25 protein-coding genes and 1 pseudogene are annotated in these 24,062 nt (G+C 72.7%); 8 read left to right on the top strand and 18 right to left on the bottom strand.

The features are described 5' to 3' along the window. Positions 1 to 50 precede the first annotated feature (50 nt). The 9 genes from lepB (FB454_RS09925) to proS form a co-directional block, all read right to left on the bottom strand. The gene (lepB, locus tag FB454_RS09925; protein WP_114919649.1) at positions 51 to 683 is read right to left on the bottom strand and encodes a signal peptidase I; all 633 of its coding nucleotides are present in this window, start codon (positions 681 to 683) and stop codon (positions 51 to 53) included. Continuing rightward, positions 680 to 1,564: a signal peptidase I gene (lepB, locus tag FB454_RS09930; RefSeq protein ID WP_145753186.1), complete on the bottom strand. Its 885-nt coding sequence runs from the start codon at positions 1,562 to 1,564 to the stop codon at positions 680 to 682. Before lepB (FB454_RS09930) ends, lepB (FB454_RS09925) begins: the two co-directional genes overlap by 4 nt. 168 nt (positions 1,565 to 1,732) lie before the next feature. After that, on the bottom strand, positions 1,733 to 2,092 hold the full coding sequence (gene rplS, locus FB454_RS09935; protein WP_013284591.1) for a 50S ribosomal protein L19: 360 nt from the start codon (positions 2,090 to 2,092) through the stop codon (positions 1,733 to 1,735). Between the two features lie 143 nt (positions 2,093 to 2,235). Beyond that, positions 2,236 to 3,024 carry a tRNA (guanosine(37)-N1)-methyltransferase TrmD gene (gene trmD, locus FB454_RS09940; RefSeq protein WP_145753188.1) on the bottom strand — a complete coding sequence of 263 codons (789 nt, stop codon included), beginning with the start codon at positions 3,022 to 3,024 and terminating at the stop codon, positions 2,236 to 2,238. Between the two features lie 14 nt (positions 3,025 to 3,038). Beyond that, positions 3,039 to 3,578 (bottom strand): ribosome maturation factor RimM, encoded by a 540-nt coding sequence (gene rimM, locus FB454_RS09945; protein WP_030269963.1) that lies wholly within the window; start codon positions 3,576 to 3,578, stop codon positions 3,039 to 3,041. After that, a complete protein-coding gene (locus FB454_RS09950) occupies positions 3,578 to 3,838 on the bottom strand; it encodes an RNA-binding protein (protein ID WP_026268109.1) in 261 nt (86 codons plus the stop codon). The genes rimM and FB454_RS09950 overlap by 1 nt, the downstream gene beginning before the upstream one ends. Beyond that, entirely contained in the window at positions 3,813 to 4,268 is a 456-nt protein-coding gene (rpsP, locus tag FB454_RS09955) for a 30S ribosomal protein S16 (protein ID WP_013284587.1), read from the bottom strand. Before rpsP ends, FB454_RS09950 begins: the two co-directional genes overlap by 26 nt. A 242-nt stretch (positions 4,269 to 4,510) precedes the next feature. Further along, positions 4,511 to 5,158, bottom strand: a complete 648-nt coding sequence (locus FB454_RS09960) for a ribonuclease FAU-1 family protein (RefSeq protein WP_145753353.1) — start codon at positions 5,156 to 5,158, stop codon at positions 4,511 to 4,513. A 76-nt stretch (positions 5,159 to 5,234) separates the two neighbouring features. Next, positions 5,235 to 6,641 (bottom strand): proline--tRNA ligase, encoded by a 1,407-nt coding sequence (gene proS, locus FB454_RS09965; protein WP_030269967.1) that lies wholly within the window; start codon positions 6,639 to 6,641, stop codon positions 5,235 to 5,237. Here proS and FB454_RS34825 point away from each other — a divergent pair. Together FB454_RS34825 and FB454_RS09970 are read left to right on the top strand one after the other, a co-directional pair. Then, a complete protein-coding gene (locus FB454_RS34825) occupies positions 6,640 to 6,816 on the top strand; it encodes a hypothetical protein (RefSeq protein WP_157551464.1) in 177 nt (58 codons plus the stop codon). The two genes, proS and FB454_RS34825, sit on opposite strands and share 2 nt — an antisense overlap. Positions 6,817 to 6,841: 25 nt before the next feature. After that, positions 6,842 to 7,435, top strand: coding sequence for a TetR/AcrR family transcriptional regulator (locus FB454_RS09970; RefSeq protein WP_013284583.1), 594 nt, complete (start codon positions 6,842 to 6,844; stop codon positions 7,433 to 7,435). A gap of 19 nt (positions 7,436 to 7,454) precedes the next feature. On the opposite strand, the gene FB454_RS09975 is transcribed toward FB454_RS09970, so the two are convergent. From FB454_RS09975 to ftsY, 8 genes are all read right to left on the bottom strand, one after another. After that, on the bottom strand, positions 7,455 to 8,534 hold the full coding sequence (locus FB454_RS09975) for an amidohydrolase family protein (RefSeq protein ID WP_145822855.1): 1,080 nt from the start codon (positions 8,532 to 8,534) through the stop codon (positions 7,455 to 7,457). A gap of 18 nt (positions 8,535 to 8,552) precedes the next feature. Then, complete coding sequence (locus FB454_RS09980) at positions 8,553 to 9,134, bottom strand: Uma2 family endonuclease (protein WP_013284581.1); 582 nt, start codon at positions 9,132 to 9,134, stop codon at positions 8,553 to 8,555. A 67-nt stretch (positions 9,135 to 9,201) separates the two neighbouring features. Next, the gene (ffh, locus tag FB454_RS09985) at positions 9,202 to 10,755 is read right to left on the bottom strand and encodes a signal recognition particle protein (RefSeq protein ID WP_145822856.1); all 1,554 of its coding nucleotides are present in this window, start codon (positions 10,753 to 10,755) and stop codon (positions 9,202 to 9,204) included. Positions 10,756 to 10,869: 114 nt separating this feature from the next. Further along, the gene (locus FB454_RS09990) at positions 10,870 to 13,134 is read right to left on the bottom strand and encodes a [protein-PII] uridylyltransferase (RefSeq protein ID WP_145822857.1); all 2,265 of its coding nucleotides are present in this window, start codon (positions 13,132 to 13,134) and stop codon (positions 10,870 to 10,872) included. A 17-nt stretch (positions 13,135 to 13,151) separates the two neighbouring features. Further along, a complete protein-coding gene (locus FB454_RS09995; RefSeq protein WP_013284578.1) occupies positions 13,152 to 13,490 on the bottom strand; it encodes a P-II family nitrogen regulator in 339 nt (112 codons plus the stop codon). 25 nt (positions 13,491 to 13,515) lie between these two features. Further along, entirely contained in the window at positions 13,516 to 14,871 is a 1,356-nt protein-coding gene (locus FB454_RS10000) for an ammonium transporter (protein WP_013284577.1), read from the bottom strand. Positions 14,872 to 15,037: 166 nt separating this feature from the next. Then, the gene (locus FB454_RS10005) at positions 15,038 to 15,901 is read right to left on the bottom strand and encodes a phosphotransferase (protein WP_174361701.1); all 864 of its coding nucleotides are present in this window, start codon (positions 15,899 to 15,901) and stop codon (positions 15,038 to 15,040) included. 8 nt (positions 15,902 to 15,909) lie between these two features. Further along, positions 15,910 to 17,100: a signal recognition particle-docking protein FtsY gene (gene ftsY, locus FB454_RS10010; protein ID WP_013284575.1), complete on the bottom strand. Its 1,191-nt coding sequence runs from the start codon at positions 17,098 to 17,100 to the stop codon at positions 15,910 to 15,912. 146 nt (positions 17,101 to 17,246) lie between these two features. Between ftsY and FB454_RS10015 the strand changes: the two genes are divergently transcribed. The 5 genes and pseudogenes from FB454_RS10015 to FB454_RS10035 all read left to right on the top strand — a co-directional run bounded on the left by FB454_RS10015 (position 17,247) and on the right by FB454_RS10035 (position 22,055). Beyond that, positions 17,247 to 18,959: an alkaline phosphatase D family protein gene (locus FB454_RS10015; RefSeq protein WP_013284574.1), complete on the top strand. Its 1,713-nt coding sequence runs from the start codon at positions 17,247 to 17,249 to the stop codon at positions 18,957 to 18,959. Between the two features lie 13 nt (positions 18,960 to 18,972). Then, entirely contained in the window at positions 18,973 to 19,398 is a 426-nt protein-coding gene (locus FB454_RS10020; RefSeq protein WP_013284573.1) for a MarR family winged helix-turn-helix transcriptional regulator, read from the top strand. Positions 19,399 to 19,508: 110 nt separating this feature from the next. After that, complete coding sequence (locus FB454_RS10025; protein ID WP_013284572.1) at positions 19,509 to 21,098, top strand: MDR family MFS transporter; 1,590 nt, start codon at positions 19,509 to 19,511, stop codon at positions 21,096 to 21,098. Positions 21,099 to 21,100: 2 nt separating this feature from the next. Next, positions 21,101 to 21,589, top strand: coding sequence for a universal stress protein (locus FB454_RS10030; protein ID WP_013284571.1), 489 nt, complete (start codon positions 21,101 to 21,103; stop codon positions 21,587 to 21,589). A gap of 68 nt (positions 21,590 to 21,657) precedes the next feature. Then, positions 21,658 to 22,055: pseudogene (locus tag FB454_RS10035) on the top strand (mycothiol transferase). Here the strand turns inward: FB454_RS10035 and FB454_RS10040 are convergent. After that, positions 22,042 to 23,031 carry a helix-turn-helix domain-containing protein gene (locus FB454_RS10040; RefSeq protein WP_145822858.1) on the bottom strand — a complete coding sequence of 330 codons (990 nt, stop codon included), beginning with the start codon at positions 23,029 to 23,031 and terminating at the stop codon, positions 22,042 to 22,044. The pseudogene FB454_RS10035 and the gene FB454_RS10040 sit on opposite strands and share 14 nt — an antisense overlap. A 77-nt stretch (positions 23,032 to 23,108) precedes the next feature. Here FB454_RS10040 and FB454_RS10045 point away from each other — a divergent pair, with 77 nt between their 5' ends. After that, positions 23,109 to 24,044: an SMP-30/gluconolactonase/LRE family protein gene (locus FB454_RS10045; protein ID WP_145822859.1), complete on the top strand. Its 936-nt coding sequence runs from the start codon at positions 23,109 to 23,111 to the stop codon at positions 24,042 to 24,044. The last annotated feature ends 18 nt before the right edge of the window (positions 24,045 to 24,062 follow it).

Genomic DNA, 24,062 nt, shown 5'->3' on the forward strand with positions numbered 1-24,062 from the left:
CTCCCGCCGTCGAGGCGTGGCAGGCGTGCCGGAGCCTGGCGCGGGCCGGCTCAGGGATTGGGGATCCCGTCGAACTGCTCGGGGACGCTGAGCCAGGTCGCACGGCTGACCGGCCAGAAGATGGTGAAGGCCCGGCCGACGACCTCGCCCTCGGGGATGGTGGCGACGTTGATGTCCTCGCCCGACTGCTGCCAGTGCTCCAGCGAGTCGCCGGAAGCCTCCCGGTGGTCACCCATGACCCACAGGCGCCCCTTCGGCACGGTGATGTCGAAGTCCTGGTCGGCGGGCTTGTTGCCGGGGAAGATGAACGGCTCGTCGATCGGCTTGCCGTTGATGACCAGCCGCTCCTGGCCGCCCGTGCGGTCGCAGCAGACCACGTGATCGCCGCCGACGCCGATGACCCGCTTGATGAAGTCCTCACCGTCGGGGTTGCCGCTCCACTCGGTGGGCGCCTTGAAGACGATCACCTCACCCCGGTGCGGCGAGCGGAAGTCGTAGACCAGCTTGTTGACAAGCACCCGATCGTCGATCTTGAGGGTGTTCTCCATGGACGGCGACGGGATGAAGAAGGTCTGCAGCACGAAGGCACGCACCAGCACCGCGACCAGGATCGCCACGCCCAGGAGGATGGGCAGCTCCTTCCAGAAGGAGCTGCGGGGCTTCTCGGTCTGCTCGTCGATCACGGGAGGAGCCTACGTCGCCGGGTACGGAGCGGTCGCCCCGAACCCGCCAGAACGGTGAGCGTCGCCGCGAGCGGGAGGATCAGGACGACGCCGCCGACCGGGTCGGGTTCCACCGGCACCGGCCCGGGCGCCGCCGCGGCGTCCGCGCGCGGCACGCTCGCGAACGTCTCCGGTACGGGCAGACCGGTCCACCGCTGCGACGGCCATACGATCATGAAGGCGCGGCCGACCACGTTCTCGATCGGCACCGGCCCCTGACATCGGGCGTCCTGCGAGACGAGCCGGTGGTCACCCATCACGAAGATCTGCCCCGGCGGCACCACCACCTCGGTGAACTGCCGGGACCGGCACTCCTTCGGATTGGGCGGCAGCTCGACCGGGGAGTCCTCGGAGACGTACGCCGTCTCGTCCAGCGGCACCCCGTTGACCACCACCCGGCCGTCGTCGCAGCACCAGACCTTGTCGCCCGGTACGCCGATGACGCGCTTGATGAAGTCCTTCTCGCCGGGGCGGCTGACGCCCACCAGGTCACCGAGCGTACGGCCGACCCGGCCGGCGAAGTTGGCCGGCGGCGCGGGCGCCTCCTGGGCGACCCAGCGGTCGGTGCCCCGGAACACCACCACCTCGCCGCGGACCGGGTCGCGTACGTCGTAGACGACCTTGTTGACGAGCACCCGGTCACCGACGAGCAGCGTGTTCTCCATCGACCCGGAGGGGATGAAGAACGCCTGGAGCAGGAACGTACGGATCAGCACCGCGAGGCAGAACGCCACGATCAGCAGCAGCGGCAGCTCCTGCCAGAGCGGCATCTGACGGCGGCCACGGCGGGCCCGCCGGCGCCAGGGATCGACGGCGCCGTCCTCGTCAACCATCTGCACCATGCCACTCTCCGGTCCGCGGAAACGACACTACCGCCCGGGAGTCCCCTCGGAGACCCCACGGGCGGTAGTGGACCGTTTCGCACCGTCCGGCTGCGCCCGTACCGACCAGGGTAATGCGGTCTGGTCGATACGACATCCGCGCAGGCCGGGCGGCGTGGCGAACGTGGATCAGTTCGCCGGCTGCTTCTCCCGCAGCTCCTTGATCTTGGCCTTCTTGCCGCGCAGCTCACGCAGGTAGTAGAGCTTGGCGCGACGCACGTCACCGCGGGTCACGACCTCGATCCGGTCGATGCCCGGGCCGTTGAGCGGGTAGGTCCGCTCCACGCCGACGCCGAAGCTGACCTTGCGGACCGAGAAGGTCTCGCGCAGACCGTCACCCTGGCGGCGGATGACGACGCCCTGGAAGATCTGGACCCGGGAGCGGTTGCCCTCGACGACCCGCGCGTGCACCTTGACGGTGTCACCGGCACGGAAGTCGGGCAGGTCGGTACGCTTCGACTGGGCGTCAAGGGCGTCCAGGATGTTCATCGCTGCGTCCTCGTGAGGCTCACGGCGCATCGTCAGTCGATGCGCGGATGGGTGATTCTGACCCCCGGGTGGTGACCGGCGAGACCGGCCCCGGTCGAGGGTCCTCGCAACCGCCCACGGCGTGGACGGATGCGGCAACCCCTCTACTTTGCCACATGCCCCGGTGGCGGGGAAAATCCGCCCCGGTCCAGCGTCGCCCGGTCCCGCTTGTCGAGCGTCTCCGGTGCCAGCGCGCCGATCATGTCGGGGCGCCGGGCCGCCGTCCGCAGCAGCGACTCGTCCCGCCGCCAGCGGTCGATCCGGGCGTGGTCGCCGGAGCGCAGCACCTCGGGCACGTCCAGCCCGCGCCAGCTCGCCGGCTTGGTGTAGAGCGGGGCCTCCAGCAGCCCGTGCGCGTGCGACTCCTCGTCCAGCGACCCGGCGTTGCCGAGCACGCCGGGCAGCAGCCGGGTGACCGCCTCCAGGATCACCAGCACGGCCACCTCGCCGCCGAACAGCACGTAGTCGCCGAGGGAGACCTCGGTCACCGGCATCCGGGTCGCGGCGTGGTCCAGCACCCGCTGGTCGATGCCCTCGTACCGGCCGCAGGCGAACAGCAGGTGCGACTCGGCGGCCAGCTCGTGCGCCAGGGCCTGGGTGAACGGGACGCCCGCGGGCGACGGCACGAGCAGCCGGGGCAGCGTGTGCCCGTCCGGGCTCAGCTCGCCCGGCGCCAGCGCGTCCAGCGCCTCACCCCACGGCTCCGGACGCATGACCATGCCCGGACCGCCGCCGTAGGGCGTGTCGTCGACGGTGCGGTGCACGTCGCGGGTCCAGGTCCGCAGATCGTGTACGGCCAGCCGCAGCGTGCCGTTCGCGCGGGCCTTGCCGATGAGCGAGAGGTCCAGCGGGGCGAAGTACTCGGGGAAGATCGACACGATGTCGACGCGCATGCGGTGGGCTCCAGCTAGAGGTCGAGCAGGCCGCCGGGCAGGTCGACGACGACGCGACCGCCGGCCAGATCCACCTCGGGCACGATCGCCTTGACGAACGGGACCAGCGCGGTACGCCCCTCGGGGCGCCGCAGCACCAGCATGTCGGACGCGGGCGCGTGGTCGATGCGGGCCACCTCGCCCACGTGCTCGCCGTCGCGGGTGACCACTGTGAGCCCGACCAGCTGGTGGTCGTGGAACTCCTCCGGGTCCTCCGGCGGGGCGACGTCGGCGCTGTCCACCCCGAGCAGCGTGTTGCGCAGCGCCTCGGCGACGTCGCGCTCCAGCACGCCCTCGAAGGCGACGAGCAGACGGCCCTGATGCCAGCGGGCCGACTCGACGGTGAGCGTCGGGGGCACCCGCCAGGCGCCGGGCTCCGACGGGGTGACCCCCGGCTCGGTGGTCAACACCGAACCGGGGGCGAACCGTGCTTCGGGCTCGTCGGTACGCACCTCCACGGTGACCTCACCGCGGATGCCGTGCGGCTTACCGATCCGGCCGACGACGAGAAGCATCAGTACGAGTCGACGATGTCGACGCGTACCCCACGCCCGCCGATGGAGCCGATCACCTGGCGCAGCGCCTTGGCGGTCCGGCCGGACCGCCCGATCACCGTGCCGAGGTCCTCGGGGTGCACGCGGACTTCGAGGCGCTTGCCCCGACGGGAGTCGACCATGCGCACCCGGACGTCGTCCGGGTGGTCGACGATGCCCTTGACCAGGTGCTCCAGAGCGGGACGCAGCGGCATGTCAGGCCTGCTCGCCGGACTCGGCACCGGTCTGCTCCTCGGCCTTGGCCTCGGCCTTCGGCTCCTCCGCCTTGGCGGCGGCCTTCTTGGCCGGCTTCGCCGGGGTGTCGGCCACGCCGGCGGCGGCCTTCGCCTCGGCCTCGTACGCCGCCTTGCGGTCGGCCCGCTCGGGGGCGACCTTCAGCGGCGGCGGGGCCGGCAGGCCCTTGAACTTCTGCCAGTCACCGGTCAGCTCCAGCAGGCGCTGCACGGCCTCGCTCGGCTGGGCGCCGACCGAGAGCCAGTACTGGACCCGCTCCGACTTGACCTCGATCACCGAAGGGTCTTCCTTCGGCTGGTACACACCGACGAACTCGATCGCACGACCGTCACGCTTGGTGCGCGAGTCGGCGATGACGATGCGGTACTGCGGGTTGCGGATCTTGCCCATCCGCAGGAGCCGGATCTTTACGGCCACAGTTGTTTCGCTCCTGTTGCGATCTCACCGGCCCGTACGGGCGGTGTGGCGGGTGAGCGCCGACCGGCACAGTGGGGTTTGGGCCGGAGACTGCTCGGTGAACTGGCGACGCGCCCGGGTTAGAGGGCGCCGGACGCGTGCCGGATACCAGCGAACCATTCTGCCAGATCCGAACCGGAACTCTCACACCGGACCCGGACACCACGCCCGGGGCGGCCCGGGCCGTGACCGAGGACACTCGTTCAGCGCACCGGCGGGCGGTCCCACCCCGGCGGAAGTTCGTCCGGTACGTCCCATCCCACGGGTGGGGTGAAGTCGCACCAGGTGCCGTCGAACGGAAACTCCCCCGCCTCGGCGATCCGGATCACCCGCTCGCCCTCGGCGCGTACCGCCTTCTCGTCGGCCACCCAGTAGTGCTCCGGGAACGCCAGCCGCTCGGCGAACTCGTCCTCGTCCTTCCACTCCCAGCTCAGGTCCGGGTGGACCACGACGTCGAGATCCTGGTCGACCATGTCGACCCCGGCCACCGTGCCGTCGTCCCAGCGGACGCCGGGCTCCTCCAGGTTCACGTACCAGTTCTGGAAGCGGCCGGCGGCGTCGCGGAACCACCAGACCGAGTGGGCCGCGCCGGTGGGCAGGAACTTCAGCACCGGCGGGCCGTTCCACAGCCCCTGCGCGAGCCGGTAGGACGACGTCACCCACTCGGCGAACGGCACCGCCCGCATGCCCAGGCCGGCGGCGTTCACCTCGTGCGCGACGGGCGCCTCGCGCGCCACCCAGAGCACCAGGCCGCGCTCGTCGTCGGAGACCACCCGGGCCGACCGGACCCAGCCGATCCGGCCGTTGCGCACGTTCCGGTGCATGATCAGCCGCCCCGGCTCGAACCGCACGCTCACCCCCGCCGTCCTGTTAACAAGGGGCCCCTCCTCTGCGGAATGCGTTAAGAAGGGGCCCTTCCTTACACCCTCAGTAGGCGCGGGCGAGGATCGCCACCAGGTCGGGCTCGTCCTCCGAGTCCGGCACCGAGCCGTCGGCGCGTACCAGGCAGCGGACCGTCACGCCCTGAGCGTTCGCCTCGGCCTCGCCCTCGACGCCGACCGCCGACCACGGCACCCGCGCCCAGCCGGTGGCGGACGCCTCGATCGCCTCGGCCAGCGTCGACACCTCGACGGTGCGGGACCGGCGGAACTCCAGCGCCTGGTCGTGCAGCGCCTGCTGGTCGGCCTCCAGCGCGGCCAGGACCGCGCCGACCACGTCGGCCACCGGCGTCGGGGCCTTCGAGCCGTCCGTACGCCGGACCACCACCGCGTTGCCGGCGGCCAGGTCACGCGGGCCTACCTCGACGCGTACCGGGTAGCCGCGCAGCTCGGCGTCGACGGCGCGGCGGCCGAACGCGGTGTCGGTCCGGTCGTCGAGCGCCACCCGCACCCCGGCGTCACGCAGCGCGTCGTGAAGCTTTCGCGCCGCCTCGCCGACGCCCTCGCCGTCCTTGACGATCATCACGTACGCCTGGACCGGCGCCAGCTTCGGCGGCACCCGCAGCCCGTTGTCGTCGCCGTGGCACATGATCAGACCGCCGAGCATCCGGGTGGAGGTGCCCCAGGAGGTGGTCCACGCGTGCTCCCGGCCGCCCTCGGCCGAGGAGTAGCTGATGTCGAACGCCTTGGCGAAGTTCTGGCCCAGCTCGTGGCTGGTGCCCAGCTGGAGTGCCTTGCCGTCGCCCATCATGCCTTCGCACGTGTACGTGGCGGTGGCGCCGGCGAAGCGCTCCCGGGCGGTCTTCAGGCCGACCACCACCGGGATGCCGAGCACGTTGACCATCAGGTCCTCGTACGCCTCGTGCAGGATCCGCCGCGCGTAGGCGCGGGCGTCCTCACGGGTCGCGTGCGCGGTGTGCCCCTCCTGCCAGAGGAACTCGCTGGTACGCAGGAAGATCCGCGGGCGCAGCTCCCACCGGACCACGTTCGCCCACTGGTTGAGCAGCAGCGGCAGGTCACGGTACGAGTCGATCCACTTGGCCATGAACTCGCCGATGACCGTCTCGCTCGTGGGGCGCACCACCACCGGCTCGGCGAGCTGCTTGCCGCCACCGTGCGTGACGACTGCCAGCTCCGGCGAGAAGCCCTCGACGTGCTCGGCCTCCCGCTTGAGGTAGCTCTCCGGGATGAACAGCGGGAAGTACGCGTTCTCCGCGCCGGCCGCCTTGATCCGGGCGTCCATCTCGGCCTGCATCCGCTCCCAGATGGCGTAGCCGGCCGGTCGGATCACCATGGTCCCCCGGACCGGGCCGTTGTCGGCCAGCTTCGCCTTGGCGATCAGGTCCTGGTACCAGCGGGGAAAGTCCTCCGCACGGGGAGTGAGCACGCGTGCCATGACCACGCATCCTATGCGTCCCGTCACGGGTGGGCGCAGCCGGGCGCGCCCGCACTACCGTCTGCCGTCATGCTCTCCACCCACCCCGGCGCCGGGGACGCACCACCTGACCTTCGCCGGCCACGACGGCGGGCGGTTCCGGGCCGAGGCGGAGTACGACCTCGAGGTGCGCTGAGCAGCGCCCGTAGACTTCGATCACCATGTCTAAGCCGAGGAACGTCACTCCGGTGCGCGAGACGATCGTCGACGCCGCCCGTTCGCTGACCGTCACGACCGGCTGGGCCGGGGTCCGGATGGGTGCCGTCGCAAGCGCCGCAGGGGTGAGCCGGCAGACGGTCTACAACGAGTTCGGCACCAAGGCGGGCCTGGGCGAGGCGCTGGCCCGGCACGAGGTGGACCGGTTCGTCGGCCAGGTCCGGTCCGCGCTCGACGAGCACGACTCCGACGTCCGCGCGGCAGCGTACGCGGCGATCCACCGCACGCTCGCCTCGGCCGCCGAGAACCCGCTGGTCCGGGCGGTGCTGACCAGCACCCGGGGCGGCTCGGAGGAGCTTCTGCCGTACCTGACCACCCGGTCCGAGCTGGTGCTCGCCGAGGCCGCGGCGGCGCTGCTGGAGTGGACCGGCGAGCGCCTGCCGGACGCCGATCCGGCGGCCCTCGCGTTCGCCGCGGACAGCGTCGTACGTCTGGTGGTGAGCCACATCGTGCTGCCCGGGGGCCCGGTCGACGAGACCGCCGACCGGCTGGCCGACCTGGCGGTGCGCCTGTTCCTGATGGCGGCGACCGCCCGCTAGAGCCGTCGCCGCCGGCCGGTCAGCGGACGACCCGGCCGCGCAGCACGATCCGGCTGGGCGTCCGGACCACACGCAGGTCGCGGCGCGGGTCCTCGGGGTAGACCACCAGGTCGGCGAGGCCGCCCTCGACGAGCCCGGGGAAGCCGAGCCACTCGCGGGCCCGCCAGGAGGCGGCGGCGAGCACGTCCGTGGCCGACATGCCGGCCTGCTCGTGCAGCAGCAGCATCTCCTCGGCCGCCAGGCCGTGGTCGATGCCGCCGCCCGCGTCGGTGCCGACGTAGATCGGCACACCCGCCTCGTGCGCGGCGCGCACCACCTCGGGGAAGCGGTCGCGCAGGCCGAGCATGTGGTCGGCGTACCCGGGGAACTTGGGGCGGGCCTGCTCGGCGATGTGGCCGAACGTCCGGATGTTGATCATCGTGGGGACCAGCGCGGTGCCCTGCCGGGCCATCAGGTCGATCAGGTCGAGGCTCAGCCCGGTGCCGTGCTCCACGGAGTCGACACCGGCCCGCACCATGATCTCCACGGCCGACTCGGAGAACGTGTGCACCGCGGCGCGTACCCCGGCGGCGTGCGCGGCGGCGACCGCCGCGGTCATGGTGTCGGCGTCCCAGGCCGGCGCCAGGTCGCCGACGCCCCTGTCGATCCAGTCGCCGACCAGCTTGACCCAGCCGTTGCCGGCCGCGGCCTGCGCGGCCACCGTCGCGGCGACCTCCGCCGCGCCGACCTCCACGCCGATGTCACGCAGGTAGCGCTTGGGCGGTGCGACGTGCCGGCCCGCGCGGGCCAGCCGCGGCAGGTCCGACTCGTCCTCCAGTTCGGGGTACGGGTACGGCGACCCGGCGTCCCGGATCGCCAGCACACCGGCGTCCCGGTCGATCCGGGCCAGTTCCCGCGCCTGGTCGAGGGAGGTGATCGGGCTGCCGCCGCGGGCGATGCCGATGTGGCAGTGCGCGTCGGTCAGGCCGGGCAGCACGAAGCCGCCGTCGGCCACCGTCTCGGCGCCGGGCACCGGTTCGAAGGTGACCCGGTCGCCGACCAGCCAGACGTCCCGGACCTCGTCGTCGGGAAGGAACACACCGCGCACGTGCAGAGCCATGTGCACAGTCCTACCCGATCAGTCCTCCTCGACGGCGAGCAGGTCGTTACGGCGCGCGGTCAGCGCCGGCAGATCGACCGAGACCTTCCACGGCCGCTCGGTGACGAACAGGTCCTCGGTGTGGGCCAGTTGCTCGTACTCGCGGGCGGCGCCGTCGAGCGTGTACTCGGTGAGTGCGATCCGCTCGTGCTGCGGATCCACCACCCAGTAGGAGCGGACCCCGGAGCGGGAGTAGACCTTCGCCTTGTCGTACAAATCGCGGAAGTGCGACGTCGGCGAGACGACCTCGACGGCGAGCAACGCGTCCTCGACCGGGACGGGCGACCGGCCGGCGTGCTTGCGCCGGATCACCACCACATCGGGGCGCGGCTCGTTGCGGCGGTCCACGCGCATGGACAGGTCGATGCTCACCAGGAACTCCGGCGGGCAGTTGACGCGCAGCGCGAGCAGCAACTCGACGCAGATCTCCTGGTGCAGGGCGGTGGGTGACGGCACGATCAACCTTCCGTTGATCAGTTCGTACGGAAGGTCCTTGGGCAGTTCGCCCAGGTCGTCGACCGTCCACTCGTGCCGCTCCGGCAGGATCGGGGCCGCGGTCATTGACATCTCCTTCCAGGGGGCGACATCACCCTAAGAGAGAGCGACGTCGCCCACCGTCACCGACACGCTAGCGGGGGCCCTTGTCGCCGCCCTTGCCGAGCTTGTTGAAGTCGATCTTCGGCAGCTTGAAGCCCGACGGCAGGCCCTGCCCACCGGCCAGGTCACCCGGGTCCAGGCCCGGCGGGAGCTGCGGCATCCCGCCCGGGAAGCCGCCCGGCATGCCGGCGCCGGTACGCGGCCGCCCGCCGCCCTTCGTGCCCTTGCGCTTGTTCTTCGGCGACTTGGTCGCCTTGCGCCGGCCACCGCCGGGCAGGCCCATCATGCCGCCCATCTGCTTCATCATCTTCTGCGCGTCGGCGAAGCGGTTGAGCAGCTGGTTGACGTCCATGACGGTGACGCCGGAACCGCTGGCGATACGGGCCCGGCGGGAGCCGTTGATGATCTTCGGGGTGGTGCGCTCGGCCGGGGTCATCGACCGGATGATCGCGGTGACCCGGTCGAAGTGCTTGTCGTCCAGCTCGGCGAGCTGGTCCTTCATCTGCCCCATGCCGGGCATCATGGCCAGCACGTTGGCGATCGGGCCCATCCGCCGGACCGCGATGAGCTGATCGAGGAAGTCCTCCAGCGTGAAGGTCTCCCCGCCCATCAGCTTGGCGGTCATCTTCTCCTTCTGATCGGTGTCGAAGGCCGCCTCGGCCTGCTCGATCAGAGTGAGGACGTCGCCCATGCCGAGGATCCGGCTGGCCATCCGGTCCGGGTGGAAGACGTCGAAGTCCTCCAGCTTCTCGCCGGTGGAGGCGAACAGGATCGGCTGGCCGGTCACCTCGCGGACGGAGAGCGCGGCGCCACCGCGGGCGTCGCCGTCGAGCTTGGACAGCACCACGCCGGTGATGCCGACGCCGTCGCGGAACGCCTCGGCGGTGCGCACCGCGTCCTGGCCGACCATGGCGTCGATGACGAAGATGACCTCGTCGGGCTGGACCGCGTCGCGGATGTTCGCGGCCTGCTGCATCATCTCGGTGTCGATACCGAGGCGGCCGGCGGTGTCGACGATGACGATGTCCCGGGCGGCGCGGCGGGCGTGCTCGATCGAGTCGCGGGCCACCTGCACCGGGTCACCGACGCCGTTGCCGGGCGCCGGGGCGTACACCTCGACGCCGGCCCGGCCACCGAGCACCTGGAGCTGCCCGACGGCGTTGGGACGCTGGAGGTCGGCGGCGACGAGCAGCGGCTGGTGGCCCTGGCTCTTGAGCCAGCGGGCCAGCTTGCCGGCAAGCGTCGTCTTGCCGGAACCCTGGAGGCCGGCCAGCATGATCACGGTCGGCGGGTGCTTGGCGAACTGGAGCCGCCGCCCCTCGCCGCCGAGGATGTTGATCAGCTCCTCGTTGACGATCTTGACGATCTGCTGCGCCGGGTTGAGCGCCTGGGAGACCTCGGCGCCGCGCGCCCGCTCCTTGACGTTCGCGATGAAGCCCTTGACCACCGGCAGGGCGACGTCGGCCTCCAGCAACGCCATCCGGATCTCGCGCGCGGTGGCGTCGATGTCGGCGTCGGTGAGCCGGCCCTTGCCGCGGAGCTTGGTGAAGATCCCGGACAGGCGGTCACTCAAGGTGTCAAACACGCGAACATCCCGTTTGTCGTTTTCGGCGGGCACATGCTGCCGGGCCGGTGGTCCAGCCCACCGTTAGGGTAGCCCGCCGCCCATCCGCCCGCTCCGGCCCGGCGGCCCGTTCCACTACACGGCGGCCAGCACGGCGGCCTCGATCCGGGCCCGTTCCTCGTCCGACGGCCAGCCGCCGACCAGGTAGAACGCGTCCACCACGTCGCCGCCCAGCGTCGAGATCCGGGCCGCCCGCACCTGGGCACCCGCGTCGTCCAGCGCGCAGGCGACCCGGTACAGCAGTCCGGCCGCGTCGGCGGCCCGCAGCTCCAGCAATACCGCGTCGGTGGCCGCCTCCCGGTGCCAGACCACCCGTGGGGCGGCGCCCTGGCTGCGCGCGGCCAGGGCCCGGCCGCGCAGCCGCTGGATGACCGAGACGTCGCCGCCGACCGCGCGGCGCAGGTCGGCGCTGAGCGCGATCGGGTCCGGGGCCAGCCCGTAACGCGGCTGCACCCGGCACTCGACCAGGGCGCGGCCGTCGACGGTGGCGGCGTCCGCGGAGATCACCTCCAGGCGGTGCAGCGCCAGGCACCCGGCGACAGTCGCGAGCAGTCCGCGCCGGTCGGCGGCGGCCACCGACACCCGGTCCTCCCCCAGGTGTACGACAGGCAGCGGCCCGGCCACGAGCGCCGGGTCGGGGGCCGGCGGGGCGGGCACCACGCCGGTGTCCAGCGTGGTGCGCACCCGGCTCACCAGCTCGGCGATCAGCCGGCCCTTCCAGCCGGACCAGGCCGCCGGGCCGGTGGCGGCGGCGTCTGCGCGGACCAGGGCGTGCAGCAGTTCCAGCGTGCCGGTGTCGCCGACGCGCTCGGCGACCCCGGCGACGGTCTTCGGATCGGACAGGTCGCGCCGGGTGGCCACGTCGGGCAGCAGCAGGTGCAGCCGGACCAGCGTGCCGATCAGCGCCGCCTCGGCCGGCGGCAGCCCGATCCGGGTGGCGACCGCCTCGGCCGGCGGCGCGCCGACCACCGAGTGGTCACCGTCCAGCCCTTTGCCGATGTCGTGCAGGAACGCGCCGATCAGCAGCAGGTCAGGTCGTTCCACGTCGCGGGTGTGCCGGCTTGCCTCGTACGCGGTCTGCACCAGGTGCCGGTCGAGCGTGAACCGGTGCACCGGGTTGTGCTGGGGCAGGCTGCGCATCCGGGTCCACTCGGGCAGCCAGCGGTCGATCAGCCCGTACCTGTCGCAGGTCTCCCAGGCGGGCACCAGGCCGGGACCGGCGCCGAGCAGGGTGATCAGCGCGGCGCGGGCCGCCGGTGGCCAGGGCGCGGGCAGCGGCGGACAGTACGCGGCCAGCCACTCGCAGGTGGCCCGCGCGATCGGCAGCCGGGTGGTGGCGGCAGCGGCGGCCACGCGCAGCGACAGGCTCGGGTCGGGGCGGGCCCCGATGGCGGTACGGGCGAGCACCAGTTCGCCGTCCTGCTCCACCACGTCCCGGGCGACCGGGCGGCGCAGCGGCCGGCCCGGCGCGGCGCGGTGCCGGCCGGAGCGGAGCCGGTCGGCGGCCCGCCAGGCGTCGTCGAGGGCGTGGCTCACCGTGCGGGCGTCGCCGGCCACCAGCCGCAGCAGCGCGTCGCCGTCCTCGACGCCGAGCAGGCGCGCCACGCCGTCGCGTTCCTGGGCGACCAGGCGGTCGACCCGGCGGCCCACCTGCTGGTGCAGCGCGTCGCGGGTGTCCAGCAGCCGCCGGTGTGCCGCGTGCACGGCGGGGCGGAGCGCGTCGGTGACCCCGGCGGTGGCGATGGCGCGCAGGATGCCCACGTCGCGCAGCCCGCCGGACGCCTCCTTGAGGTCGCCTTCGAGCAGGAACGCCAGTTCGCCGTGCGCCTCCCAGCGGGCGGAGGTGATCTCGCGCAGGCCGGGGAGCTGGCGGATCGCGGTCCGCCGCCAGTGGTCGGTGGCGGTACGGGAGAGCTGGTCGGTGAGCGCCGGGTCGCCCGCCACGTGCCGGGCGTCGAGCAGGCCGAGGGCGACCTTGACGTCGTCCTGGGCCACCGACAGCGCCTCGGCGACGGTGCGCACCGAGTGGTCCAGCCGCAGTCCGGCGTCCCAGATCGGATACCAGAGCGAGGCGGCCAGCTCGTCGATGCCGGGCACCCCGGCGTGCAGCAGCACCAGGTCGAGGTCGCCGTAGGGGGCGCACTGGCGGCGGCCCAGCCCGCCCACCGCGACGAGCGCCACCCCGTCCCGGTCCGGGAAGGCCCGGCACAGCCAGGCGTCGAGCGCGTCGGCCCGCGCGGACCGGGCCGCCGCGCCGATCCCTGCGGGTACGCCGGCGACCTCGTTGACCACGGGCGCGCCGTCCCCGGTGGGGGCGGCGGCCGTGGTCAACGAGGTCACGTCGGCGGGTCCGGCGATCAGAGGGCGTCGAGCCCGCGCTCGCCGGTACGCACCCGGACGACCTCCTCGACGCCGGTCACCCAGACCTTGCCGTCGCCGATCTTGCCGGTCCGGGCGGCGCCGACGATCGCGTCCACGATCTTGTCGACGTCCATCTCGTCGGTGAGCACCTCGACCCGGATCTTGGGCAGGAACTCGACCGTGTACTCGGCACCCCGGTAGACCTCGGTGTGCCCCTTCTGCCGGCCGTAGCCCTGGACCTCGCTGACGGTCAGCCCGGCCACGCCGAGCGCGTGCAGAGCCTCCTTCACCGCGTCCAGCTGGTACGGCTTGATGACCGCGGTCACCAGCTTCATGTCCAACCCCTCCATCCCAGGAACGTTAACCGGCGACCTTCTCGCTGACCGGCGCGGACTCGTCGGTCTCGACAGCGGGCTCCGCGGCCGGCTTGCCGGCGCCGATCCCGGCCATCGCGAACGCGCCACCGCTGCTGCCCGTGGTGGGCGACAGGTCGTAGCCGCTCTCCGCGTGCTCGGCGATGTCGATGCCGTCGACCTCGGCCTCGGCGGAGACCCGCAGGCCGATCGTCTTGTCGATCACGAAGCCCAGAGCGAAGGCGACCACGAAGGAGTAGACGCTGACGATCAGCGCGCTGATCGCCTGCTTGCCGAGCAGCGACGCGTCGCCGCCGACGAACAGGCCGTCGGTCTCCACCAGCGAGCTGACCGAGGCGGTGCCGAACAGGCCGATCCAGAGGCAGCCGATCCAGCCGCCGACGAAGTGCACGCCCACCACGTCGAGCGAGTCGTCGTAGCCGAGCCGGTACTTCAGGCCGACCGCGAGGGCGCAGACCGCACCGGCCACCACGCCCAGCAGCACCGCTGCGGCCGGGGTGATGAACGCACAGGCCGGGGTGATCGCGACCAGGCCGGCGATGGCGCCGGACGAGGCGCCGACCAGGGTCGGCTTGCCGTCGCGCAGCCACTCCACCACGATCCAGCCGAGCAGCGCGGCGGCGGTGGCGACCTGGGTGTTGATGAACGCCAGCGCGGTGACCCCGTCGGCGGTCAGCTCGGAACCGGCGTTGAAGCCGAACCAGCCGAACCACAGCAGCGCGGCGCCGAGGGCGACCATCGGGACGTTGTGCGGCTTCATGCTCTCGCGCGGCCAGCCGACCCGCTTGCCGAGCACGAGCACCAGCGCGAGCGCCGCCGCACCGGCGTTGATGTGCACAGCGGTACCACCGGCGAAGTCCAGCGCGCCGATGTCGCCGCCGATCAGCCCGCCGCCCCAGACCATGTGGGCGACCGGGAAGTAGACCAGGGTGGCCCAGCCGAACGCGAACAGCAGCCAGCCGGCGAACTTCACCCGGTCGGACAGCGCGCCGCTGATCAGCGCCACGGTGATGATCGCGAACATCATCTGGAAGGCGATGAAGACGTAGATCGGGATGCCGGTCTCGCCCCACAGGTCGTTCTCGCCGACGAAGGTCTTGGTGCCCAGGTACTGGCCCAGGTCACCCCAGAACCTGCCGCCCTCGCCGAAGGCGACGGTGAAGCCGTAGAAAAGCCACAGGATGCTGACGAGCCCGATGGACGAGAAGCTCATCATCATCATGTTCAGAACGCCCTTGGACCGGTTCAGGCCGCCGTAGAACAGCGCGAGACCGGGGGTCATGAGCAGCACGAGGGCAGTCGAGACAAGCAACCAGGCAGTGTTCCCGGTGTCGATCTCCACGCTGCCTCCTCTCGTTGTCGTATTCCTCCCTCCGACTGAGACCTGGCAGCATCGCCCGTCAGCCGGTTGCGCGGAAGCTTTGTCGCCGGCTGTTTCCTTCAGCGACACCGCGCGATTTCCGACGCGTGACGGGTTGTTTCCGGCGTGTGAAGAACGCCGATCTTGCTCAGCGCAGCGCGTACTCCAGCTGGTGCCGCTCGTAGTCGAGCAGCCGCAGGTCACGCATAGGCCGACGCAGGTGGCCCTTGTGGACGATCCGGACGAACGCCGGCTCACCGGCGGCGGCCATCCGCCGGATGCCCTCGACGTGGTCGACGATGCGCTTGCGGATGGTCCGGATGAGCCGGTGCCGGTCGCGCGGGATCAGCCCGTACGCGTCGGCGAACAGCCGCAGCCGGCGCGGCCGGTCCGGGTGCTTCCAGCCGAGCGTGATCGAGTCCCGGTCGGAGAAGATCGGCACCCAGGTCCAGGCGGCGTACGCCACGTCGTAGATGCGGGCGCCGGGCGAGGCGAGGTCGAAGTCGATCAGCCCGAGCGTGCCGTCCGGCCGCCAGATCACGTTGTGCGGCGCGGCGTCGTGGTGGCAGATGACCTCGGTGTCCGGCGGGGGCGGCCCGAACGAGCGCCAGACCGCGCCGGGCGGCGGGGTGAAGCCGTACTGCGCGTCGTGGAACATCCGCAGCATGGTGGCCACCGTGACCAGGGCCTCGTCGGTGACCCAGTGCGGGGCCAGCGGGTACTCCCCGCACTCCCCCTCCAGGTACGACAGGACCTCCCGGTTGCGCTCGTCCATGCCGAGCGCCCGGGGCGCGCCGGTGAATCCGACGTACTCCAGGTGGCGCAGCAGCGCGTGCACGGAGGGCGTCCACGGGCCGGCGTTGCGCCGGACCGTGTCTCCCACACGGACCACGGTGCTCACGTTCCCGCCGTGCAGCGGGATCTCCTGCGAAGTCACGTACGGTCTCCCGAGGCGTGGCGACGGGTGGCTGGGGTCGCGCCACCCCGCGTAGGCGCGATCGTCAGTCGTCACGGGAGAGGCTACGCGTCCCGGGCGAGCGGCTCGGTGCCGAGCAACGCGTCGACGAACTGTGCCGGGTCGAACGGGGCCAGGTCGTCCTTGCCCTCGCCGAGGCCGACGAGCTTGACCGGGATGCCGAGCTTGCGCTGCACGGCGATCACGATGCCGCCCTTGGCGGTGCCGTCGAGCTTGGTCAGCACCACGCCGGTGACGTTGACCGCCTCGGTGAAGACCCGTGCCTGCTCCAGCCCGTTCTGGCCGGTGGTGGCGTCGAGGATCAGCAGCGTCTCGTCGATCGGGCCGTGCTTCTCCACGACCCGCTTGACCTTGCCCAGCTCGTCCATCAGGCCGATCTTGTTCTGAAGCCGGCCGGCGGTGTCGATGAGCACGGTGTCGACGCCGGTGTCGATGCCGCGCTTGACCGCGTCGAACGCGACGCTGGCCGGGTCGGCGGCCTCGGGCCCGCGGACCGTCTCGGCGCCCACCCGGCCGCCCCAGGTCTCCAGCTGGTCGGCGGCGGCGGCCCGGAACGTGTCGGCCGCGCCGAGCAGCACGCTGCGGCCGTCCGCGACGAGCACCCGGGCGATCTTGCCGCAGGTGGTGGTCTTGCCGGCGCCGTTGACGCCGACCACGAGCACCACCGCCGGGACGCCCTCCTTCGGCGCGGTGCGCAGCGAGCGGTCCAGGCCCGGGTCGAGCGCGTTCACCAGCTCGGCGGCGAGCAGCGCCCGCAGCTCCTCCCCGGTACGGGTGCCGAGCACGCGGGTCCGCTCGCGCAGCCGGTCGACGATCTCCCGGGTGGCGTCGATGCCGACGTCGGCGGTGATCAGGCTGTCCTCGATCTCCTCCCAGGTGTCCTCGTCCAGCCGGTCGCGGCTGAGCAGGCCGAGCAGGCCCTTGCCGAAGACGTTCTGCGAGCGGGACAGCCGGGAGCGCAGCCGGACCAGCCGGCCGGCGGTCGGCTCCGGCACCTCGACCTGCGGCACCTCGACCGGAGGGGCCGGCGGCGCCTCCACCACCACACCGGTGGTGAGTTCCGCCTCGGGGGCCTCGACCGGCGGGCCGGCCAGGTCCTCCTCCGTCCGGGTGTCGACCTCCGTGCGCGGCAGCGGCGGCTGCGGGCGCCGGCGCAGCCGGGGCACCACGAGGCTCAGGCCGCCGATGATCAGCACGCCGAGCAGGGCGAGAGCGACGAGGAGGTATTCCGTCATGCCCGAAATCCTGTCAGATGCCGACGACCGCGTCCCACTCACCGCCTCGGCACGCGAACAACCTGCGGGTACGCTCGCACCGGAAGGCGTACCGCAACCGCCGGCCGGGTAGGGAACAGCCGAAACGATCTTGTCGGAGGTGTGTCGTGCCCGGTTCCCGCCTGCTCATCGGCCCGTTGCTGCGCCGGGTCGTCGACACGCGGGCGACCGTCTGGGTGGAGACCAGTTCGCCCGCCGTGGTCACCGTCCGCACCGCGGACGGCGCCACCGGCAGTGCACCCACCTTCTCCGCGTACGACCACCACTACGCGATCGTCGTGGTGAGCGGGCTCACCCCGGACAGCGCCACGACGTACGAGGTGCTGATCGACGACGAGGTGGCGTGGCCGCTGCCCGACTCGTCGTTCCCGCCCAGCGTGATCCGCACCCGCGCGCTCGACGACGCCGACCAGCCGGTGCGGCTGCTGTTCGGCTCGTGCCGGGAGACCACCCAGCACTCCACCGCGCGGAAGCTGCCGCCTGACGCGCTGGACGCGTACGCCCGCCGGGTGATGGCCGCGCCCGACGAGGCCGTGCTGCCCGACCTGCTGGTGCTGCTCGGCGACCAGGTGTACGCGGACGAGACCTCGCCGACCGTGCGGCGGCTGCTCAAGCGGCGCCGGCGGCGGCCGAAGGACGCCCCGGCGACGCAGGTGGTGAGCTTCGACGAGTACACCAAGCTCTACCTGGAGTCGTGGCGCGACCCGGAGATCCGCTGGCTGTTCTCCACCGTGCCGAGCGTGATGATCTTCGACGACCACGAGGTGATCGACGACTGGAACACCTCGCAGTCGTGGCGCGCGGACATGCGCGAGCAGCCGTGGTGGGCCGAGCGGATCCGCAGCGGCCTCGCCTCCTACTGGGTCTACCAGCACCTGGGCAACCTCAGCCCGGACGAGATCGCCGCCGACCCGGTGTACGCGAAGGTGGTCGCCGCCGAGGACGCCACCGGCGTGCTGCACGAGTTCGGCGAGCGGGTCGACAAGGAGGCCGACCTGGCGCACGACACCGAGCGCTGGCGGGCCGTGCAGTACCAATGGAGCTACGCGCTGGACCTGGGCCGCACCCGCCTGGTCATGCTGGACAACCGGTCCAGCCGGGTGCTCCTGCCGGGCAACCGGGCGATGCTGCCGCCGGGCGAGTGGTCGTGGTTCCTCGATCAGGCGCACGGCACCTACGACCATCTGGTGGTGGGCAGCTCGCTGCCGTGGCTGCTGCCGCCGGGCATCCACCACGTCGAGGCGTGGAACGAGCGCCTGGCCGACTCCGGCCGCCCCTGGGTGGCCCGGCTCTCCGAGCAGATCCGCCGGGCGCTGGACCTGGAGCACTGGGGGGCGTTCCGGCGCTCGTTCGAGGCGCTGGGCGAGCTGTTCGCGCGGCTGGGCAGCGGCACCGCGCCGCGCACCGGGGCACGGGTGGGCGCCGGGCCGGCGTACGCGCGACCGGCGTCGATCAGCGTGCTCTCCGGTGACGTGCACCACTCGTACGTGGCCCGGGCCCGGTTCGCCGACCGCAACGTCCGTACGCCCGTGCACCAGCTCACCTGTTCGCCGATCCACAACCAGGTGCCGGCCGCGATGCGCCCGCTGATGACGCTGGGCTGGAATCCCGGCCCGGCCGGGGCGACCCGGGCGCTGGCGCGCTCGGCCGGCGTACGCCGCCCGCCGGTGCGCTGGCGGAAGCTGGCCGGGCCCTACTTCGGGAACGCGGTGGCCACGCTCACGCACCAGGGCCGCAGGGCCGCCGTGGTGATCGAGGGGACGACGAGCGAGGGCGAGCTGCGGCCGGTGGCGCGACAGCAACTCAGCGACGAGGACTGAGTACCCTCTGAGCGTGGACGAGACGCTGCGCGCCGTGGAGCACGAGTTGACCGCGTTGCTGCGCCGCGGCCGGGCGCTGTCCTGGGAGATCGCCCGCGAGGTCCACCCGAACCTGGAGCCCAACGCGTACGGCCTGCTCCTCTGGCTGCGCCGCTCCGGGTCGATCCGGCTCACCGACCTGGCCGCGAAGCTGGGGATCGGCAAGGGCACGCTGAGCCGCCAGATCGGCGGGCTGGAGGCGCTGGGTCTGGTCCGCCGCGACCCGGACCCGACCGATCGGCGGGCGGCCCAGCTCAGCCTCACCGAGGAGGGCACCCGGCGGTTCGACGCGGCCCGGGCGGCGCGACTCGGACAGATAAGGCGTTCGCTCGAAAGCTGGCCGAAAGAGGACGTGGCGGACCTCGCCCGGCTGATGCACCGCTTCAACGAGTCGTTCTGAGCCCGCCGGCAGGGGGAACAATCCGGGCCCGGCCCGAGTTGTTGCTCAAGGCAACGGCTTCTACGGTTGCCCGAGGCAACCTTTCTCCCCCGCTCCGGAGGCACTCCACGATGACTCAGGCGACTGCGCCCGCACGGGCGACCGCCGTCGACATGTCCCACCGGCAGATCCTGGAGGCGCTCTCCGGCCTGCTGCTGGGCATGTTCGTCGCGATCCTCTCCTCCACGGTCGTCTCCAACGCGCTGCCGCGGATCATCACCGACCTGCGCGGCGGTCAGTCCGCGTACACCTGGGTGGTCACCTCGACGCTGCTGGCGACCACCGCGACCACGCCCATCTGGGGCAAGCTCTCCGACCTGTTCAGCAAGAAGCTGCTGGTCCAGCTCTCCCTGGTGGTCTTCGTGCTGGGCTCGGTGCTCGCCGGGCAGGCCCAGACCACCGGCGAGCTGATCGCCTGCCGGGTGGTGCAGGGCGTCGGCGCGGGCGGCCTCACCGCCCTCGCCCAGGTGATCATGGCGACGATGATCGCGCCGCGCGAGCGCGGCCGGTACAGCGGCTACCTCGGCGCGGTCATGGCCGTCGGCACCATCGGCGGCCCGCTCATCGGCGGCGTCATCGTGGACACCTCCTGGCTCGGCTGGCGCTGGTGCTTCTACGTCGGCGTGCCGTTCGCCGTGCTCGCCCTGATCGTGCTCCAGCGGACGCTGCGGCTACCAGTGGTCAAGCGCGAGGTGAAGATCGACTGGTGGGGCGCCACGCTCATCACCGCCGCCGTCTCGCTGCTGCTGGTCTGGATCACCCTGGCCGGTGACCGGTACGACTGGATCTCCTGGCAGAGCGGTGTGATGGTGGCCGGCGCGGCGCTGCTCGGCGCGCTCGCGGCCCGGGTCGAGAAGCGTGCCGCCGACCCGATGATCCCGCCGCACCTGTTCCGCAACCGCACCATCACGCTCGCCGTGATCGCCAGCATCGCGGTCGGCGTCGGCATGTTCGGCGCCTCGGTGTTCCTCGGGCAGTACTTCCAGATCAGCCGCGGCGCCAGCCCGACCATGTCCGGCCTGATGACGCTGCCCATGATCGGCGGCCTGCTGGTCTCCTCGACAGTGGTCGGCCGGATCATCACCAGCACCGGCCGCTGGAAGAGCTGGCTGGTCATCGGCTCGGTGCTGCTCACCGCCGGCTTCGCGCTGATGGGCACCATGCGCGCCGACACCCCGTACTGGCACCTCGCCGTCTTCATGGCGCTGATCGGCCTCGGCGTCGGCATGTCCATGCAGAACCTGGTCCTCGCCGTGCAGAACACCGTCCGCCCGGACGAGCTCGGCGCGGCCAGCTCGGTGGTGGCGTTCTTCCGCAGCCTCGGCGGCGCGATCGGCGTGAGCGCGCTCGGCGCGGTGCTCGGCCACCGGGTCACCGGCTACATGGCCGACGGCCTGAGCCGCCTCGGCATCCCGGCCTCCGGGCCGGGCGGCGGCGGTCTGCCGGACGTGCACACGCTCCCCGGCCCGATCCGCACAGTGGTCGAGGCCGCGTACGGGCACGCCGCGGGTGACATCTTCCTGGCCGCCGCCCCGTTCGGGCTGCTCGCCCTCGTCGCGGTGGTCCTCATCCGGGAGGTGCCGCTGCGCCGCTCCAACGCCGAGCCGGTCCCCGCCGGGCGGGAGACGGCCGAGGCGGTCCCGGCCGGAACGAAGGACTGACGATGGACGCCGCGGAGCGCGAGCGGTACGGCCCGCAGACCCGTCCGCTGCCCTACGAACGGGGTACGGACGGGCCACGGGTCGTGCTCGTCGGCGTGGACGGCAGCCGCACCTCGATGCGCGCCGCCGCGTACGCCGCCGGCCTGGCCCGGCGGCAGGGCGCCACGCTGGTGGCGGTGTTCGTCAGCTCGCCGGCCTCGTACAGCGCGATGCTCTCCGGCGTGGTGGCCGGGGCGGTCCAGCAGACCCACGACGAGCTGGCCGACGAGCTGCGTGCCGAGTGCCGGCGCGGGGCCGAGGAACTGGACCTGCCGGTGACGTTCCTGTGCCGGCGCGGCGACGCCTACACCGAGCTGTGCCGGGCCGCCGACGAGCACCGGGCCGACATGGTGGTGGTCGGCTCCTCGGAGCAGGCCGGGCACAAGCTGGTCGGCTCGGTCGCCACCCGGCTCGTGCGCACCGGCCGCTGGCCCGTCGTCGTGGTCCCCTGAGGGTGTAAGGAAGGGCCCCCTGTTAACGCCTCGCGTTGTACAGGGGGCCCCTCTTAACATCTGCGCCCATGACCTGGACCGCACCCGAGATCGACCGCCGCCACGAGCCCTACGTCGCCGACGAGCGCACCATGCTCGAAGGCTGGCTCGACCACCACCGCGACACCCTGGTGCACCCGGCCTCTACGACGACCAGGAAGACCCGGACGCCGACCTGAACGCGGTCGCCGACGCCGACCCGGAGCAGACCTTCGCCACCTACCTCGCCGAGGTCGCCGCCGCCCGGCAGGCCGCCGCCGCCCTCTCCCTGGATCAGACCTTCCGGCGCCCCCGCCGGGACGGCACCGCCGAGACTCGGACGATGAGCGTCCGCTGGGTCTACATGCACATGATCGAGGAGTACGCCCGGCACAACGGCCACGCCGACCTGATCCGCGAGCGTATCGACGGCGTCACCGGGGCCTGACCCCTGCCGGGCCGCCCGCCCGCAGCACCTGCTCGCCCAGCGGGGTGAGGCAGTGCCGCACCCCCGCGCCGTCCCGCCGCGTGGTGATCAACCCGGCGGCCCGCAGGGTCGCCGCGTGCTCGCTGGCGGTGGCCGCGGAGACGCCGACCCGGCGGGCCAGCTGGGAGGTGCCGGGAGCGTCGGCGGTCGCCGCCAGCACGGCCGCCCGGGTCCGCCCGAGCAGGTCGGCCAGTGGCGCCCCGGCCCCCAGCTCACGCCGCCCCGGCCGGATCGGGTAGACCAGCACCAGCGGGCCGCCCGGGTCCGCCAGCAGGTAGGGCTGCGGGGCGAGATGACAGGGCAGCAGGGTCAGGCCCCGGCCGCCCGCGGCCACCTCGACGTCGTCGGCGACCGCGCACCGGTAGGACAGCGCGTAGTGCTCCCCCGTCTCGGCCCAGGCCAGGTACGGGCTGAGATCGCGCAACACCCGGTCGAGGCCGCCGACCGCCAGCGTGTGGCCGCGTACCGCCCGGTCGGCCCGTACCGCGCCCTCGATCTCCGACCAGTAGGGCGCGAGCGCCACGCCGTGGAAGGCGCGCATCGCGGCCCGCAGCCGGGCCCGGGCGGCGGGCTCCCCGGCGGCCAGCGGCGCCACCCGGGCGGGCAGCGCGCCGGACGCCACCAGCGGGCCCAGCTCGGCGGCGAGCACCTCGTCCGGGGTGCCGGCGACCCGGTCCAGCAGGGCGTCGAGGCCGCCGTCGAACACCGGCGGGGTCACCAGGTCCGGCACCAGGTACGGCGTCCGGCACAGGTCCAGGTAGGAACGCATCTCGGGGCGCAACGCCGCCCGGGTCCGGGTCCGCCACCCGGCGAGGTGCTCCGGCACGTCGGCCAGGACCAGCCGCTGGGCGGCCATCGCCAGCTCGACCAGCACCGCCGGTTCGGACCGCAGGACGGTGCGGCTCAGGTCGGCGGCGTTGAGTCGCAGGGTGGTCACCGGCGAACGGTAGCCACCTTTCGGCCCGTGCCGAAAGGGGCTTCCGGGCGGGCCGGCGCCGCCGGACGCTGCGTGGCGTGAAGACACTCCCCGCGGCGGCCGCCGCGGTCCTGACGGCGGTGACCGTCGGCGTACCCCGGCCCGCCCCCACCGACGTCCATCCCGACACCTACGTCGTCTCCCGCGCGCCCGGCGTGCTGCCCGAAGGGCTCGCGGTAACCGCCAGCGGCACCATGTACGTGACGAGTTCGGCCACCGGCGCGGTCTACCGGGGCGACACCCGCCGGGCCGGGCTGCGCCCGTTCCTCGCCCCCGGTGCCGACGGCCGGACCAGCGCCGCCGGGGTCCGGGTGGACCGCCGGGGCCGCGTCCTCGTCGCCGGCTGGACCACCGGCACGCTCTTCGTGTACGCGCCGGACGGCACCCTGCTGGCCCGCCGCGCCGCCGCACCCGGCACGGCCCTCAACGACCTGGCGGTCACCGAAGACGCCGTCTACGTCACGGACTCCGCCACCGGCACCGTGTGGCGGGCCGGGCTCACCGGCGGGCGCGTCGGCGCCCTGGTCCCCTGGGTGGGTCCGGACGACTTCCCGGCCGTCCCGGTCTTCCTCAACGGCATCGTGGTCGACCCGTCAGGCCGGGTCGCCCTCGTCGCGGAGCAGGGCGGCGAGCGCCTGTTCCGGGTCGACCTCGCCGACCGGTCCGTGACCGAGGTCGAGGTGAGCGGTGGCCGGATGGGCGCGGACGGCCTGCTGCTGGAGGGGGACCGGCTCTACGGCGTGGTCAACGAACCGGACGGCGCCGGCGGCACCCGGTTCCTGGTGAACCTGGCCCGGCTCGACCAGGAACTACGTACCGCCCAGGTGGTCGACCGGTCCCGCCCGGTCGGCATCCAGCGGTCGCCCACCTCGGTGGCGCGCGACGCCGGCCGACTGCTCTGGGTGGACAGCCAGCTCTTCGCGACCACGCCCGCCCCGCCGTTCACGGTCACCGAGGTGCCGGGCCTGCGGTGAGCGGCGCACGAGCCGGGC

It is taken from the genome of Micromonospora sp. CNZ297, from assembly GCF_007827625.1.